Below are 14,485 nucleotides of genomic sequence, written 5' to 3' on the forward strand. Positions count from 1 at the left end.
AGAACCGTTCTCTGCAAAGAATTGCTTTTAAACTTGCTCCAACTGCTTTTTGTTTAATATTTTTAGTAAGAGAGTAGCATTTTATGGCAACTGGTACAGTTAAATGGTTTAACGACGCTAAAGGCTTTGGTTTCATCACTCCTGACGAAGGCGGCGAAGATTTGTTCGCACACTTCTCGGCAATCAACATGGAAGGCTTTAAAACATTGAAAGAAGGTCAAAAAGTTTCTTTTGATGTAACCACCGGCCCCAAAGGTAAACAGGCCGCCAATATCCAAGGCGCGTAATCGCGTTTGACCAGATTAACCAAATCGCACAAAGCGGATAACTCGGATTGGGTTGTCTGCTTTTTTGTTTGGGTGCCGGTTTCAGGCTGCCTATGCGTTTGCACAACGGGGTTAGGCAGCCTGAAAACGTGCTTTGCCGATTTAAGCTATAATTCTATTTTTCAACGGTATTTTGATTCGCATGACTGTTAAACGTTTTTTGATTGTGCCGGCGGTTTTGCTGCTGGCAATCGGGTATGCCGCTTTGCTGTTTGCGCCGAAAAATAACGGCATGCCTTACCGCTTGGTAGTGGAAAAGGGGCAAGGCATGGCGGCGGTGGGGCGCAAATTGGCGGCGGAAGATAAGATTTACAGCCGCTATGTGTTGGTGTCGGCGGCATACGCGCTGGGCGTGCACGACAAGCTCACCAGCGGCAGCTACCGTTTTGCCGGGCGGGTGTCCAGTTGGCAAATTTTGCAGCATCTGCGCCAAAACAATCCCGATTTGGTTTCGGTGCAGATTGTGGAAGGAATGCGGTTTAGCCAGATGCGCCGCATCGTCAACCAAACGGCGAATATCCGGCACGACACGCGCGCGTTGAGCGATGAGGCATTGCTACGAAAAATCGACCCCGATGCCGTGTCTGCCAACCCCGAGGGCTTGTTTTTCCCCGACAGCTACGAGATTGCGGCGGACAGCAGCGACATTCAGATTTTTCAGGCTGCCTACAAGGCGATGCAGCGCGAGTTGAACAAGGCTTGGGAAGCGAAACAGGCGAATCTGCCGTATCAGAAACCGTATGACTTGCTGATTATGGCGAGCTTGGTGGAAAAAGAAACGGCGCATGAGGACGACAGGAGCGATGTGGCGGCGGTGTTCCGCAACCGCTTAGCGAAGGGCATGCGCCTGCAAACCGACCCCGCGGTGATTTACGGCATGGGCGCGGCGTATCAGGGCAAGATTCGCAAGGCGGATTTGCAGCGCGACACGCCGTATAACACCTACACGCGCACCGGTTTGCCGCCCACGCCAATTGCGCTGCCCGGCCGCGCGGCGTTGCAAGCGGCGGCCAACCCTGCCGATAGCGATTATTTGTATTTTGTTTCGCGCATGGACGACACGGGGCGCAGCCAGTTCAGCCGCACGCTGGACGAGCATAATGCGGCGGTGCAGAAATATATTTTGAAGAAGAAGTAGGCGATACATCGTTTTCAGGCTGCCTCGGGTGATGGGCAACCTGAAAATATTGGTTGTCGATTATGCTAAAATCGCGCGTTTTCACACACCACACGATTGAGGATTGAATATGTTGTTTCCGGAACAAGTTAAAGAGCTGATTGCCCAAGTTACCCCTTGCGAATTGATTGAAGTGGAAGGCGACGGGCATCATTTTTTCGCCAAAATTGTCTCGGCTTCGTTTGAGGGCAAGGCGCGGCTGGCGCGGCATCGCTTGATTAAAGATGGGCTGGCGGCAAAGCTGGCGAGCAATGAATTGCACGCGCTATCGATTACCGTGGCGGCAACGCCTGCGGAGTGGGCGGCGAAGCAGCAGTAAGTCAGTAAACATAAAAGGCAGCCTGAAAACGTGTTAGATGCGTTTTCAGGCTGCCTTTTTGCGTGGCGCAAACGCCTGCATGGCTTGCGGCGCGGCGAATGCTTGCCGATGTGGCTAACCTGTAATCCCTATGAATACGCTATTGCAATTTTCAGGCTGAAACCTTTGCAAAACCCACGAGGCAGCCTGAAACCTAAAATGGAGCGGCGGTGGCTCGCCGCCAAACGGCTGATTAAACAGAGCATTACTGGTTTACCAAGATGTCGGCGAGCCGCCGACGCTCCATCGGTTATCGATTTTGCAAAGGTTTCAGGCAGCCTCTGTTTACAGGAACACCGCCCGTTTATTCGCCTGCTTGGCGCAAATCAACCAATTCCGTGCCCGCCAGCCAGTCGTATAAAAACTGTTTGCGCGGGTGAAACAGAGCAAAGCCCCACGGCAATATCCACCAAAACAGCGCGGCGACGGCGGCGTTTCTGCCGTGCCAACCGATGTGTTGCAAGGCGGCGTAGGAAAGCAGGGGAATGAACACCAGCAGCACGCACGCCCACGCAAAGCGCAGAAACAACTGCCGTTTGCTGGGGCGGCTGCCCGCAAGGTTAATCAGCCCGATTTGCCACACGCGCATCGGCAGCGTTTGCCCTTCGCGCTGCCAGTTCAGGCGGAAGTATTGCCACCACGCCAGCACAAACACGAGGCTGGTAAGCAGCGGGATGGCGGGCGCGAGCGTGGGTGCGCTGCGGGTGATGACGGTGTTGATGATGCCCGCTGCGATGCCTGCGAGTATGGTTACCGAGCCAATCAGCAGGCTTTCATACAGCAAGGCGGCGAAGCGGCGTTTGAGCGGGGCGATGGGGCGCATGGGGTGTCCTGTGGGGGTGAGGCAGCCTGAAAATGGTTTGGGCGAGGATGAAGCATGGATGATTACACCCTACCCTTTTTCAGGCTGCCTTGTGTGGTTAGGCAGCCTGAAACCTTTGCAAAATCTGCAACCGATGGAGAGCTGGCGGCTCGCCGACATATTTTCAATCAATAAAATCATGTTGAATCACATTTGGCGACGAGCCGTCGCCGCTCCATTTTAGGTTTCAGGCTGCCTTATGGGGTTGGATTAGGCAGCCTGAAACTGATTTTCGGCGCAAGCAAAATGCTGTTTTGCACGGCGGCAAGGGCGGCGGCTTGATAACCGCTGGTAAACGGGTCTAACACGGTGTCGGCGGGAATTTTGCGCAGCCAAGTGAGCTGGCGTTTGGCGAGCTGGCGCGTGGCGGCTTGTCCTTGTTCAACAAATTGGGCGAAGCGGGTTGCGCCATCCAAATGCTGCCACGCTTGGCGGTAGCCCACGCAGCGCATGGATGGCATATCGGGGTGCAGCGCGGGGTAACGTTGCCGCAGTTGGCGCACTTCGTCTAAAAAGCCGTGTTCTATCATTTGGTTAAAGCGCTGGTTGATTTGCGCGTGCAGCAGGCTGCGGTCGCTGGGAATCAGCGCGAGCGTGTGCAGATTAAGCGGCGCGGCGGCGGTGGCATGGGCGGCAAGATGTTGGCTCATGGGCTTGCCTGTGAGCTGGTAGATTTCTAGGGCGCGTTCAATGCGCTGGCTGTCGTTGGGTTTGAGGCGGGCGGCGGTTTCGGGGTCTAGCCGTTGCAATTCGTTGTATAAAAAGGCTAATCCGTGCGCGGCTTTGGTCGCTTGCAGTTGGGCGCGGAGGGCGGGGCTGGCTTCGGGCAGCGCGTTTAAGCCTTGCGTGAGCGCGTGGTAATACATCATGGTGCCGCCGACAATCAGCGGCAGGCGTTGGCGGGCGTGGATTTCGCCCACCAAGCGCGTGCAGTCGCGCACAAAATCCGCCGCGCTGTATGCTTCAACGGGGCTGATGATGTCAATCAAATGATGCGGCACGGCGGCGAGCTCGGCTTCGATGGGCTTGGCGGTGCCGATGTTCATGTCGCGGTACACAAGTGCGCTGTCTAGGCTGATGATTTCGCAGGGAAAGTGTTGCGCGATGGCAAGCGCAAGGGCGGTTTTGCCGCTGGCGGTTGCGCCGAGGATGGCGAAGGCTTTGGGCTGGGGCATGGCGGTTGGGGTAAACAAAAGTGGGCGGATTATACGGGCTTTCAGGCTGCCTTTGGGGAATGGATGGGCAGCCTGAAAACAGCGCACGCAGCATGGCGCAGCAATCTCATCTGCGGCGTGTTGCGTTGCGCCGCCCCGCTCGTGCTAACAATTTTTGCTTACACATCAGCAGCCTGAAACAATGTAATACCGTAACACAAAATCCGTGTATAATCGCGGGCGTTTTTTTCTTAACCCCTGTTTACACAATATTCACAAGGAGAAATATCATGCGCCAACGCGCAATTAAATCAACCGTTTTGGCTGTTGCTTTAACATTTTCAGGCTGCCTTTGGGCAGAAGCGTTGCCTGTGGTAACCAGTTTTAGCGTGTTGGGCGATGTTGCCCAGCAAATTGGCGGCGAGCGGGTAACCGTAACCAGCTTGGTGGGCGCAGACCAAGACGCGCACGCCTATCAGCTCACCGGCGGCGATGTGAAAAAAATTGCGGCGGCAAAATTGGTGCTGCTCAACGGCTTGGGCTTGGAAAGTGGCGAAGTGCTGCGCGCGGTGAAACAAAGCCGCGTGCCGTATGCGGAAGCCACGCAAGGCATCACGCCGCTCAAAGCGGAGGAGGAACACGCGCATCATCACGACCACGACCATGATGACCACGACCACGCAGGGCATCATCATCACGACCACGGCGAGTTTGACCCCCATGTGTGGAACGACCCTGTGTTGATGCAAAAATACGCCGAAAACGTTACCAAAGCCTTGATTAAAGCCGACCCCGCAGGCGCAAATTATTACCAAGCGCGGTTTAAAGGCTATTCGGCGGAATTGGTGAAACTGGACGGCTATGCGCGCGAGCAGTTCAACGCCATCCCGCGCGACAAACGCAAAGTGCTCACAGGGCATGACGCGTTTAACTACATGGCAAAACGCTACGGCATCACCTTTCTTGCGCCGCAAGGCGTGAGCACCGAGGGCGAGGCTTCGGCAAAAACCGTTGCCGCGATTATTCGCCAGATTAAACAGCAGGGCGTGAAAGCGGTGTTCACCGAAAACATTAAAGACGGGCGCATGGTGCAACGCATCGCGCAGGAAACAGGGGCGAAAGTGGGCGGCGTGCTGTATTCCGATGCGCTTTCCAAAGGCGCGCCTGCGAAAACCTATGCCGATATGTTCCGCTACAACGTGAAAACCATGGCAGGGGCGATGAAATAGTTTGCCCAGCGTGCCAACCCGTTTTTCAGGCTGCCTTGTATGATGAATCTGCAAACAAAGAGAACGGTTTAATCCCGCCGTCTGACGGTTAAACCGATAGAGAGAATAAAGGCAGCCTGAAAAAACCAAACCTGTATCACCCATGGGGATACAGGTTTTTTTATCGGCTTAGTCTGTTTTCAGGCTGCCGCAAACTGCAATATCTCGGGCAAAAAGCATTCCAGCAAATCCAGCCGATTGCCGTGGTAATCAAACGTGGAACGCCGCGCCAGCAAAAAAGGCTCGGCGCTGGCAAACTGCAAGGGGCTGCGCGTGAGCGGCAGGCAGCCTGAAAACAGCATCTGCCCCAGCGGCGTGGTGCCGCAATCGAGCCATTTGCGCCACGGCGAATCCGGCGCGCACACGCTTTGCGCCTGCACCACCGCCACGCCGTCCAGCAGCAGCGTAACGCGGCGGGCGAACTGCGGTTGCGGCAGCCTGAAAATGCCTTCGCCGCCCTGCGTTTCGCCCAGCGCGTCCAGCCGCACGGCAAAATCGCCCCGTTGCGACAACGCCGCCGTGAGCGATTGCGCCGTTGCCAAGCGGCTGTCAACGGGGCTGTCGGGTAAATCGGTGTGCCACATTATCATGCGCGTTACTCGGCTGCGGGCGCGGCGGTATTATCAGGCGCAGGCAGCCTTAAAAAGGTGTCGCGGTAATATTTCAGCTCGTCTATGCTTTCCAAAATATCGTCCAACGCCTTGTGCGAGCCCTTTTTCACCACGCCTTTATACACCGCAGGATGCCAACGCCGCGCCAATTCTTTTAGCGTGGACACATCCAAATTACGATAGTGAAAAAACGCCTCCAAGCGCGGCATATATTTCACCATAAAGCGGCGGTCTTGATGGATGGTGTTGCCGCACATCGGCGAGGCTTTGGCGGGCAGCCATTCGCCCATAAAATCCAACAGCTTTTGCTCCACCTCGGCTTCGTTATACGACGAGGCTTTCACCCGCGCGGTTAAGCCCGTGCGTGCGTGCGTGGTGGTGCACCATTCGTCCATGTTGTCCATAATTTCATCGCTTTGATGGATGGCAAACACTTCCGATTGCGCCAACACGTTCAAATCCTTATCCGTGATAATCATCGCCACTTCAATGATTTTATCTGTTTCAGGGTTCAGCCCCGTCATTTCCATATCCAGCCAGCAAAGATTGTTTTGGTCTTTCATTTTTGATTACTTTCCACTACACAAAACGCGCTATTATACGCCATTCCCTTCTTCAGGCTGCCCATCATGCCCCACCGCCTATCCCACTGGTTTAAAGAATGGTTTAACCCCTATAAACGCTATCAACACCAACGCGCCATGCACGCCATCCGCCTATCGCTTGCCGTGGTGGCTGCCATTTTGATTGCCTATTTGGGCAACATTGAACACGGCGAATGGATAGCGATGACCGTATTCGTGCTGCTCGGCAGCGTGCCCTATCAAGGCGCAATCAACAGCAAAGCGTATGAACGCATCATCGGCACGCTGCTAGGCATGACCATCGGCATCGCGCTGATTTGGCTGAACCACCACCTGCTGCACAACAGCCCGCTCTACTTCATCGCCATCGCCGTTATCAGCGCCGTCAGCGGCTGGCACACACTCGGCAACTACGGCTATGCCGCCATGCTCGCCGGGCTCACCATGGCGATGCTGCTGGGCAACGTGAGCGACAACTGGCTGCACGCCGGCATCATCCGCGCCATCAACGTGATAATTGGCGTGTTCATCGTGCTTGTCGCCTCCGCGCTCATCCCCATCAAATCCATGCTCACATGGCGGTTCCTGCTGTCCGACAACCTCGCCACCTGCGCCCACCAATTCTCGCTGATTACCGTCCACAAAGCCCTGCCGCAAGAAACCCAAAACGCCCTGTGGCTGGAACAACGCAGCCTGAACGCACGGCTGGTAAAATCGCGCAGCCTGCTCGCTCCCACCGCCCACGAAAGCAAAATCAACCTCGCCCTGCTCGACAGCATCCAGCAAAGCCAGCGCAACATCGTCAGCAGCATCAACCTGATGCTCGCCACCGTGCCCAAGCTGCCCAAAGCGCGGCTCAGCATCGAAGACGAACAGCTGCTCAGCCGCCACTTCGCCACCCTACAACACGACCTGCACCGCGCCTCCAAGCTGCTCAAAGGCGAATGGCGGCAACCCATCAGCATTCATTTCCCCGAAGAAGCGCAAGTCCGCGCCATCGCCGCCAAGCTGCCGTTTGAAACCCAAGGCTTCGTGTGGACCAGCCTCAATATCCGCAGCGAACTCGGCAACCTGCTTACCCTGCTGCAATCGCAGCGCGAAAAATGGCTCACAGCGGCGGAGAAAGCGAAATTGGGCGCGGGCTAGGCAAGGGGGGGTCAGGCTGCCTTGGTTGCACGATGCAGGCAGCCTGAAACCATGGCAAAACCTAAGTAGGTCGCGCATCAATGCCCAACCTACAAACACAAAAGCAGCCTGAAAACGCTTTTTCCCGTTTTCAGGCTGCCTATTCATGCAAGCATCACGCGATGCTTACTTGTCTTTCACTTCGGTAAAGTCCGCATCCACCACATCATCATCTTTCTTATCCGATGATGCTGCGCTTTCTGCGCTGCCTTTTTCCGCTTCCGCCTGCGCTTGGGCATACACAATCTCGCCTAATTTTTGGCTCGCTTTGCCCAATTCTTCGGCTTTCGCGTCAATGTCCGCTTTATCGTCGCCTTTCACCGCTTCTTCGGCCGCTTTCACCGCCGCTTCAATTTTCTCTTTTTCCGCAGCGTCCAGCTTATCGCCGTGTTCTTCCAACGATTTTTTCACAGAATGGATTAACGCTTCTGCTTGGTTACGGCTTTGCACCAGCTCGTGCAGTTTTTTGTCTTCTTCCGCATTCGCTTCCGCATCTTTCACCATGCGTTCGATTTCTTCCTCGCTCAAACCGGAAGAACCTTGGATGGTGATGTTTGCCGCTTTGCCGGTGCCTTTGTCTTTGGCAGAAACGTGCAAAATACCGTTCGCGTCAATATCAAAGGTAACTTCAATTTGTGGCATACCGCGTGGTGCAGGTGCAATATCGCCCAAGTTAAATTGACCCAGCGATTTGTTAGCCGAAGCGCGTTCACGTTCACCTTGCAACACATGAATGGTTACCGCAGATTGATTGTCTTCTGCCGTAGAGAACACTTGCGATGCTTTGGTGGGGATGGTGGTATTTTTGTTGATGAGTTTCGTCATCACACCGCCCATGGTTTCAATCCCCAGCGACAACGGCGTAACGTCCAGCAACAGCACATCGCTGCGCCCGCCGCTCAACACTTCACCTTGAATTGCTGCGCCCACGGCAACCGCTTCATCAGGGTTCACGTCTTTGCGCGGCTCTTTGCCGAAGAAGTCTTTAACCGCTTCCTGCACTTTGGGCATACGGCTTTGACCGCCCACCAAAATCACATCGTCAATATCGCTTGCGCTCAAACCGGCATCTTTCAACGCGGTGCGGCAAGGCTCGATGGAACGCTGAATCAAATCTTCCACCAGGCTTTCAAATTTGGCGCGGGTGATTTTCATCGCCAAGTGTTTTGGACCGGCGGCATCCATGGTGATGTACGGCAGATTGATTTCGGTTTGTTGCCCGCTAGACAATTCGATTTTGGCTTTTTCCGCCGCTTCTTTTAAGCGTTGCAATGCCATCACATCATTTTTCAAATCAATGCCTTGCTCTTTTTTGAACTCGGCGATGATGTAGTCGATAATGCGTTGGTCAAAGTCTTCGCCACCCAAGAAAGTGTCGCCGTTGGTGGCCAATACTTCAAACTGTTTGTCGCCGTCGATGTTGGCGATTTCAATGATGGAAATATCAAATGTGCCGCCGCCCAAGTCGTATACGGCGATTTTACGGTCTTTGCTGTCGCCTTTGTCCATGCCAAACGCCAATGCGGCGGCAGTCGGCTCGTTGATGATGCGTTTCACGTCCAAGCCCGCGATGCGGCCCGCGTCTTTGGTGGCTTGGCGTTGGCTGTCGTTAAAGTAGGCGGGTACGGTAATCACCGCTTCGGTTACTTTTTCGCCCAAATAGGCTTCGGCGGCCTCTTTCATTTTACGCAGCACTTCGGCGGAAACTTGCGGGGGCGACAGCTCTTTGCTTTGTGCTTCCACCCATGCGTCGCCATTTTTGGCTTTCACGATTTTGAACGGCATGGATTCGATGTCGCGTTGTACTTCTTTGTCTTCGTATTTATGACCAATCAGGCGTTTTACCGCATAGATGGTGTTTTTGGCGTTGGTTACGGCTTGGCGTTTGGCGGGCGCACCCACCAAAATTTCGCCGCCGTCTAAATAGGCGATAACCGATGGGGTGGTGCGCGCGCCTTCGGCGTTTTCAATCACTTTGGTGCTGCCGTTTTCGGAAATGGCGACGCATGAGTTGGTTGTGCCTAAATCAATACCGATTACTTTTGCCATGTTGTTTGCTCCTTAAATGCAATAAAAATTAAAAATAAATAGTGCGCGGGGGTTAAATATCGTTTTCAGGCTGCCCTGAAAGGATTGCCGCGCCTTGATGGCTTGCTAGATAGGGTGCATTTTTTGGTTTTCAAGAGTAGTCAAATAAAATTTTCAGGCTGCCTACATTGCATAACAAAGGCAGCCTGAAAAGCCCAAATTGCGCTACAATTCCCGCAGCTAACACTTTCAGGCTGCCTCAACAAAGGAAAAATCATGGAACAAGAAATCAACATCTGGCAACAAAAATGGGTTATCGGCAACTGGAAAATGAACGGGCAGCTCCACAACAACAACAACCTCGTTCACAAACTGCGCCAACTGCCCGCCGCGTCTAACGTCTGCATCGGCATCACCCCGCCCACCGTTTACCTATTGCAAGTGCACAACGCCGTGCAAATCGTGCTAGACAACAAAATCCACGTTTGCGCCCAAGACGTGAGCCGCTTCCCCGACAAAGGCGCATACACAGGCGAAGTGTCCGCCGAAATGATGCGCGATGTGGGCGTGGACATCGTGCTCATCGGGCATTCCGAGCGCAGCCTTTACTTCAACGAAAAAAACGACGTGCAACGCCTGAAAATAGAAAACGTATTAAACGTGGGTCTGCTGCCGCTGCTTTGCGTGGGCGAAAGCCTGAAAGAGCGCGAAGACGGGCGCGAAAAAGAAGCCGTCGCCTACCAACTCTCCGTGTTCAAAGGGCTTAAAACCCAAAATTTCGCCGTTGCCTACGAGCCCGTGTGGGCGATTGGCACGGGAAAAGTCGCAACAAAAGAACAAATTGCCGATATGCACGCATTTATTTACAACGAAATCTTGTCATTGTGTGGCAACGATGCTAATATCCGCGTTCTTTATGGCGGCAGCGTAAACGATACCAATGCCGCCGAAATTTTTAGCGTTCCCCACGTTGACGGCGCACTTGTTGGTGGCGCATCGCTCAAATACGATGCCTTTACTGCCATCATCCAAGCCGCGCAAAACACACAATAAACCCAATGGCAGCCTTTAAAACACTTATCCTCGTCATCAACATTTTCTCGTCTATCAGCGTAGTTTGCCTGGTGCTTATGCAACAAGGCAAAGGCGCAGACGCAGGCGCAGGTTTTGGCGGCTCGGGCAGTGCGCAAGGCGTATTCGGTTCGGCGGGCAACGCAAACTTTCTCAGCCGCATGACGGCTTTGTTTGCAACCATCTTTTTCATATCCAGCTTGGCTTTGAGCTATGTTCACAGCGGCAACCGCAATAAGGGCATTGATTTCAGCAACGTGCAACAAACTGCGTCTGTTGCCGCATCTGCTCCCGCCAGTTCTGTCTCGGTTGCATCGCAGCCTGCATTGCCACAGCAAACCGCTCCCGCTGCTACGTCAGCAAGTGTAACATCTGCCAGCCAGACCGTTCCGGAAAATGCAACGGTTGCGCCCGTAGCCGCCAGTGCGGAAGCAGTCAGCGAGCCTGCCAAACAAGCCAGCGAACCCACTGCTAAAAAAGAAAACAGCAAAAAAGCCGAACTGGCTAAAAACAAAAACAACGCCGGCAAAAACAAACATGCCAAACCCGCTGGCAAGCAAAACAAAAAGTAAACTTTACGCCGACATGGTGAAATTGGTAGACACGCTATCTTGAGGGGGTAGTGAGCCTAGCTCGTGCGAGTTCAAGTCTCGCTGTCGGCACCAAATCCAAAAGCAGCTATTTTTAGCTGCTTTTCCTTTATCTGTTTTCAGGCTGCCTTATGCCGCTCTTTTTAAGGATTATTTATGTATTTCGTAGACCGCAGCGCGGTGGTGCTCAAACCCACCGAACATTTCCTCGCATGGCTGAACAACTCGCAAGAGGATATGCCCGATTTGACGCTCGCCCAGTTGCGAGCTAATTGCAGCGTGTTTTTGATTCCCGTGTTTGAAGAACCCGAAGAAGCAGTGGCGTATTTTGACGAGCGCTATTTGGGCATTTTCAAAGCCGAGCTGGCGGGCTGGACGTTAGACGAATCCACCTATCCGAAAAACTTGGATTTGGAAACGTTTTGGCAGTTTTTTGAGCTGGAAGTGCACGATTCGGTGCTGGATTTGGAAGAGGCGGAGCTGCAAATCACGCCCGTGTTTGACAACATGGCGTAGCGGCGATGCAGGCGTTTCGCGCGGATTTTGTTCCCTCCCGCATCCAGCGCGGCTTGGCTTTGTGCTATGCCGCGCTGCTTGTTTGCGCGGTGTGCGCTTATTTTTCAGGCTGCCTGAAATGGGGGTTGCTGGCGGCGATTGCGGCGTGCGGCGCATGGGTGTGGCGCAAACCGCGTTACGATGTGAAACGTTTGATGGTGGACAATCAGGGCTTTGCGGCGGTGTTCATCGGCGATGAAGCCTTTGCCGCGCAGCCGATTTCAGGCTGCCTTGCAACGCGCTGGGCGTGTTTTATCCATTGGCAGACGATGGATGCGGCGTTTTGGCAATGTGTGTTTTACGATGCCACCAATGCAGCGGCGTTTCGCCAGTTGCGGCTGTGGCTGGAATATGGGCAGCCCACGCGGGCGCAGATTAAGCGGCGCACGGGCGTGGAGCTGGGTGTGCGCAAACGGCGCAAAGGGATTTTTTGATGGCGCAAGCCAAGGCAGCCTGAAACGCCATTCAACGGAGCGAAATATGGAAGACGAACAGCCTTGCATACTGGTGAGCGCGTGCATTTTGGGCGAAAACTGCAAATTCAACGGCAAGAACAATTACAGCGCACGGGCGGTGGCGTATTTGGCGGGGAAGAAAGTGTTGCCGATTTGCCCTGAAATACTGGCGGGCTTGCCCACGCCGCGCGAACCTGCGGAACTTATCAACGGCAGGGTAACGGAATGTTCGGGGCGCGATGTGCACGAGATTTATCAGCACGGGGTGGCGCAAGCCATTGCGGCGATTGGACAACGCAAGATTAGCCATGCGGTGTTGCAATCGCGCAGCCCAACTTGCGGCGTGAATTGCGTATACGATGGCTCGTTTACGGGGAAGCTGGTGGCGGGCAGCGGGCTGTTTGCACAGCGGCTGCGCGAGTTGGGGATTGAGGTGGTGGATGTGGAGGATGTGTAGCAGAAGCCATTAAAGGCAGCCTGAAAATAGTTGGCAGCCTGAAAAACATTCGGCAGCCTGAAAACGATAAACCCCGTTTTCAGGCTGCCTTTTTATGCGGCGCAAACAGCGAAATTACGCTTCCACGCCAAAATTGCGTTGCAACAACGCGCAAGTGCGCCGTTCTCTGCCGCGACGGCGGCTGCTGGTGCGCGGTGGGATTTTGCTGGCATCCACGGTGGGGATTTCTTGGTGGCGGCCGCTGCGTTCGTTGCGGGATGAGGCGCGGCGGTCGTTTTTTTCGCTGCGCTCTTGCGGTTCACGCTCGTTGCGGCGCGATGAGGCACGGGGGCTGTTTTCGTTTTTCAGGCTGCCTTCCGCCTGCGCTTGCTCCCAGTGCGGTTCAAAGCCTTCAATGCGCGAAATCGGCAATTCGTTGCCTGTTAGGGCTTTGATGGCTTCGTACATTTTTTGCTCGGTTTCATCCATCAGCGAAATGGCGACGCCGTCCGCGCCCGCGCGTCCTGTGCGCCCGATGCGGTGCACATAATCCTCGGCTTGGGTGGGCATTTCGTAGTTCACCACAAACGGCAGCTCGGCAATGTCCAAGCCGCGCGCGGCAACGTCGGTCGCCACCAGCACGCGCAGTTCGCCCGATTTGAACTGGTTGAGCACGTCCAGCCGCGTTTGCTGCGATTTGTCGCCGTGGATGGCGTTGGCAGACAGCCCTCGGCGCACCAAATCGCGCGACACTTGGTCGGCAGACTGCTTGGTTTTGCAAAACACGATGACTTGGTTCATGTTCAAATCCACAATCAGCCGCTCCAACAGCTCGCGTTTGCGGTGGCTGTCTATGGAGATGACGTGCTCTTCCACGTTGGCGTTGGTGGTGTTTTGCGCGGCAACTTCCACAATTTGCGGCGCGTTCATAAAGTCTTGCGCCAGCTTGCGGATGGCGGGGGCGAAGGTGGCGGAAAACAGCAGTGTTTGGCGCGGCTTGGGCAGCATTTGCATGATGGTACGGATGTCGTCGATAAAGCCCATGTCCAGCATGCGGTCGGCTTCGTCCAGCACCACGATTTCTACTTTGCTTAAATTGATGTTTTTTTGTTTGACGTGGTCCAGCAGCCGCCCCACGGTGGCGATGACGATTTCGCAGCCGGCGCGCAGCTCGGCGGTTTGCTTGTTCATGTTTACGCCACCAAACAGCACGGTGTGGCGCAGGGGCATATTTTTGATGTAGTTTTGCGTGTTTTGGTCGATTTGGTCGGCGAGCTCGCGCGTGGGCGTGAGCACCAGCATCCGCACGGGGTGCATGGCGGGCGATGCGCTGGCGTTGGCATAGCGTTTCAGGCGTTCCAAGCTGGGCAGCATAAAGGCGGCGGTTTTGCCTGTGCCTGTTTGCGCGGCGGCGAGCAGGTCGTGCCCTGCTAGGGCTTTGGGGATGGCGGCGGCTTGGATGGGGGTGGGGGTTTGGTAGTTTTGTTCGGCTAGGGCGGTGCAGATTTCGTGTCCTAAGCCCAGTTCGGTGAATGCGGTCATGGCGGTTCTTTCTTGAATGTGGATTTTCAGGCTGCCTGCCGGTTTGTTGGATTAAAAGGCAGCCTGAAAGCAAAGTGCGTTGCTCCCTGTAAACAGGAATCTTGCGCGATATTCGTCATTTTATATAAAAACAATCTGTTGCTTGATTTTCCCCGGATTCCCGCCTGCGCGGGAATGACGATGGCGGGATAGATTTGGGGGTTTGAAAAGATTTCAGCCTGAAAAATCAGGCGGCATTTTATCAAACATTCACTGCTTGCTGTTTGCGCGCTTTTCTATTGTG

16 protein-coding genes, 1 tRNA gene and 1 pseudogene are annotated in these 14,485 nt (G+C 54.5%); 12 read left to right on the top strand and 6 right to left on the bottom strand.

All coding sequences use genetic code 11. The annotated features are described in order from the left end of the window. Nucleotides 1-83: 83 nt before the first annotated feature. The 3 genes from H3L93_RS10170 (at nt 84) to H3L93_RS10180 (ending at nt 1,822) form a co-directional block, all read left to right on the top strand. Complete coding sequence (locus H3L93_RS10170) at nt 84-287, top strand: cold-shock protein (protein ID WP_003793400.1); 204 nt, start codon at nt 84-86, stop codon at nt 285-287. A 181-nt stretch (nt 288-468) separates the two neighbouring features. Then, nucleotides 469-1,464: an endolytic transglycosylase MltG gene (mltG, locus tag H3L93_RS10175; protein WP_003793397.1), complete on the top strand. Its 996-nt coding sequence runs from the start codon at nt 469-471 to the stop codon at nt 1,462-1,464. Nucleotides 1,465-1,573: 109 nt separating this feature from the next. Next, complete coding sequence (locus tag H3L93_RS10180) at nt 1,574-1,822, top strand: BolA family protein (RefSeq protein ID WP_003793394.1); 249 nt, start codon at nt 1,574-1,576, stop codon at nt 1,820-1,822. 343 nt (nt 1,823-2,165) lie between these two features. Here the strand turns inward: H3L93_RS10180 and H3L93_RS10185 are convergent, their stop codons facing one another. Further along, the gene (locus H3L93_RS10185; RefSeq protein ID WP_003793393.1) at nt 2,166-2,684 is read right to left on the bottom strand and encodes an RDD family protein; all 519 of its coding nucleotides are present in this window, start codon (nt 2,682-2,684) and stop codon (nt 2,166-2,168) included. Between H3L93_RS10185 and H3L93_RS10190 the strand changes: the two genes are divergently transcribed. Next, nucleotides 2,683-2,907, top strand: a complete 225-nt coding sequence (locus H3L93_RS10190) for a hypothetical protein (RefSeq protein WP_003793392.1) — start codon at nt 2,683-2,685, stop codon at nt 2,905-2,907. The genes H3L93_RS10185 and H3L93_RS10190 overlap by 2 nt on opposite strands. A gap of 13 nt (nt 2,908-2,920) precedes the next feature. Here H3L93_RS10190 and miaA read toward each other — a convergent pair whose 3' ends face one another. Then, a complete protein-coding gene (gene miaA / locus H3L93_RS10195) occupies nt 2,921-3,898 on the bottom strand; it encodes a tRNA (adenosine(37)-N6)-dimethylallyltransferase MiaA (protein WP_003793389.1) in 978 nt (325 codons plus the stop codon). A 269-nt stretch (nt 3,899-4,167) separates the two neighbouring features. On the opposite strand from miaA, the gene H3L93_RS10200 reads away from it, so the two are divergent. After that, nucleotides 4,168-5,106, top strand: coding sequence for a metal ABC transporter solute-binding protein, Zn/Mn family (locus H3L93_RS10200; RefSeq protein ID WP_003793386.1), 939 nt, complete (start codon nt 4,168-4,170; stop codon nt 5,104-5,106). Nucleotides 5,107-5,285: 179 nt separating this feature from the next. Here the strand turns inward: H3L93_RS10200 and H3L93_RS10205 are convergent, their stop codons facing one another. After that, on the bottom strand, nt 5,286-5,729 hold the full coding sequence (locus tag H3L93_RS10205) for a chorismate--pyruvate lyase family protein (RefSeq protein WP_050755531.1): 444 nt from the start codon (nt 5,727-5,729) through the stop codon (nt 5,286-5,288). Between the two features lie 11 nt (nt 5,730-5,740). Further along, a complete protein-coding gene (orn, locus tag H3L93_RS10210) occupies nt 5,741-6,319 on the bottom strand; it encodes an oligoribonuclease (protein ID WP_003793382.1) in 579 nt (192 codons plus the stop codon). A 66-nt stretch (nt 6,320-6,385) separates the two neighbouring features. Between orn and H3L93_RS10215 the strand changes: the two genes are divergently transcribed. Beyond that, nucleotides 6,386-7,486, top strand: a complete 1,101-nt coding sequence (locus H3L93_RS10215; protein WP_040558040.1) for an FUSC family protein — start codon at nt 6,386-6,388, stop codon at nt 7,484-7,486. A gap of 165 nt (nt 7,487-7,651) precedes the next feature. On the opposite strand, the gene dnaK is transcribed toward H3L93_RS10215, so the two are convergent. Then, the gene (gene dnaK / locus H3L93_RS10220; RefSeq protein WP_003793378.1) at nt 7,652-9,574 is read right to left on the bottom strand and encodes a molecular chaperone DnaK; all 1,923 of its coding nucleotides are present in this window, start codon (nt 9,572-9,574) and stop codon (nt 7,652-7,654) included. A 255-nt stretch (nt 9,575-9,829) separates the two neighbouring features. Between dnaK and tpiA the strand changes: the two genes are divergently transcribed. From tpiA to H3L93_RS10250, 6 genes and pseudogenes are all read left to right on the top strand, one after another. Continuing rightward, complete coding sequence (gene tpiA, locus H3L93_RS10225) at nt 9,830-10,606, top strand: triose-phosphate isomerase (protein WP_003793376.1); 777 nt, start codon at nt 9,830-9,832, stop codon at nt 10,604-10,606. Nucleotides 10,607-10,611: 5 nt separating this feature from the next. Beyond that, nucleotides 10,612-10,962: pseudogene (gene secG, locus H3L93_RS13195) on the top strand (preprotein translocase subunit SecG); the annotation flags it as partial. 241 nt (nt 10,963-11,203) lie between these two features. Beyond that, a tRNA-Leu gene (locus H3L93_RS10235) sits at nt 11,204-11,289 on the top strand. 81 nt (nt 11,290-11,370) lie between these two features. Further along, a complete protein-coding gene (locus H3L93_RS10240) occupies nt 11,371-11,730 on the top strand; it encodes a hypothetical protein (protein ID WP_003793373.1) in 360 nt (119 codons plus the stop codon). A 5-nt stretch (nt 11,731-11,735) separates the two neighbouring features. After that, nucleotides 11,736-12,203 carry a protein YgfX gene (locus H3L93_RS10245; protein ID WP_003793371.1) on the top strand — a complete coding sequence of 156 codons (468 nt, stop codon included), beginning with the start codon at nt 11,736-11,738 and terminating at the stop codon, nt 12,201-12,203. A gap of 46 nt (nt 12,204-12,249) precedes the next feature. After that, entirely contained in the window at nt 12,250-12,681 is a 432-nt protein-coding gene (locus H3L93_RS10250; RefSeq protein ID WP_003793370.1) for a 2-thiouracil desulfurase family protein, read from the top strand. Between the two features lie 114 nt (nt 12,682-12,795). Here H3L93_RS10250 and H3L93_RS10255 read toward each other — a convergent pair whose 3' ends face one another. After that, on the bottom strand, nt 12,796-14,202 hold the full coding sequence (locus H3L93_RS10255; RefSeq protein ID WP_003793368.1) for a DEAD/DEAH box helicase: 1,407 nt from the start codon (nt 14,200-14,202) through the stop codon (nt 12,796-12,798). Between the last annotated feature and the right edge of the window lie 283 nt (nt 14,203-14,485).

This window comes from Kingella oralis, from assembly GCF_014054985.1.
Taxonomy (GTDB): Bacteria; Pseudomonadota; Gammaproteobacteria; order Burkholderiales; family Neisseriaceae; genus Kingella_B; species Kingella_B oralis.

What these genes read in the sequence shown, in the direction of transcription:
- H3L93_RS10170 (WP_003793400.1), top strand. Translation starts at nt 84, where the DNA reads ATGGCAACTGGTACAGTTAAATGGTTTAACGACGCTAAAGGCTTTGGT.
- mltG (WP_003793397.1), top strand. Translation starts at nt 469, where the DNA reads ATGACTGTTAAACGTTTTTTGATTGTGCCGGCGGTTTTGCTGCTGGCA.
- H3L93_RS10180 (WP_003793394.1), top strand. Translation starts at nt 1,574, where the DNA reads ATGTTGTTTCCGGAACAAGTTAAAGAGCTGATTGCCCAAGTTACCCCT.
- H3L93_RS10190 (WP_003793392.1), top strand. Translation starts at nt 2,683, where the DNA reads ATGGGGTGTCCTGTGGGGGTGAGGCAGCCTGAAAATGGTTTGGGCGAG.
- H3L93_RS10185 (WP_003793393.1), bottom strand. Translation starts at nt 2,684, where the DNA reads ATGCGCCCCATCGCCCCGCTCAAACGCCGCTTCGCCGCCTTGCTGTAT.
- miaA (WP_003793389.1), bottom strand. Translation starts at nt 3,898, where the DNA reads ATGCCCCAGCCCAAAGCCTTCGCCATCCTCGGCGCAACCGCCAGCGGC.
- H3L93_RS10200 (WP_003793386.1), top strand. Translation starts at nt 4,168, where the DNA reads ATGCGCCAACGCGCAATTAAATCAACCGTTTTGGCTGTTGCTTTAACA.
- H3L93_RS10205 (WP_050755531.1), bottom strand. Translation starts at nt 5,729, where the DNA reads ATGTGGCACACCGATTTACCCGACAGCCCCGTTGACAGCCGCTTGGCA.
- orn (WP_003793382.1), bottom strand. Translation starts at nt 6,319, where the DNA reads ATGAAAGACCAAAACAATCTTTGCTGGCTGGATATGGAAATGACGGGG.
- H3L93_RS10215 (WP_040558040.1), top strand. Translation starts at nt 6,386, where the DNA reads ATGCCCCACCGCCTATCCCACTGGTTTAAAGAATGGTTTAACCCCTAT.
- dnaK (WP_003793378.1), bottom strand. Translation starts at nt 9,574, where the DNA reads ATGGCAAAAGTAATCGGTATTGATTTAGGCACAACCAACTCATGCGTC.
- tpiA (WP_003793376.1), top strand. Translation starts at nt 9,830, where the DNA reads ATGGAACAAGAAATCAACATCTGGCAACAAAAATGGGTTATCGGCAAC.
- H3L93_RS10240 (WP_003793373.1), top strand. Translation starts at nt 11,371, where the DNA reads ATGTATTTCGTAGACCGCAGCGCGGTGGTGCTCAAACCCACCGAACAT.
- H3L93_RS10245 (WP_003793371.1), top strand. Translation starts at nt 11,736, where the DNA reads ATGCAGGCGTTTCGCGCGGATTTTGTTCCCTCCCGCATCCAGCGCGGC.
- H3L93_RS10250 (WP_003793370.1), top strand. Translation starts at nt 12,250, where the DNA reads ATGGAAGACGAACAGCCTTGCATACTGGTGAGCGCGTGCATTTTGGGC.
- H3L93_RS10255 (WP_003793368.1), bottom strand. Translation starts at nt 14,202, where the DNA reads ATGACCGCATTCACCGAACTGGGCTTAGGACACGAAATCTGCACCGCC.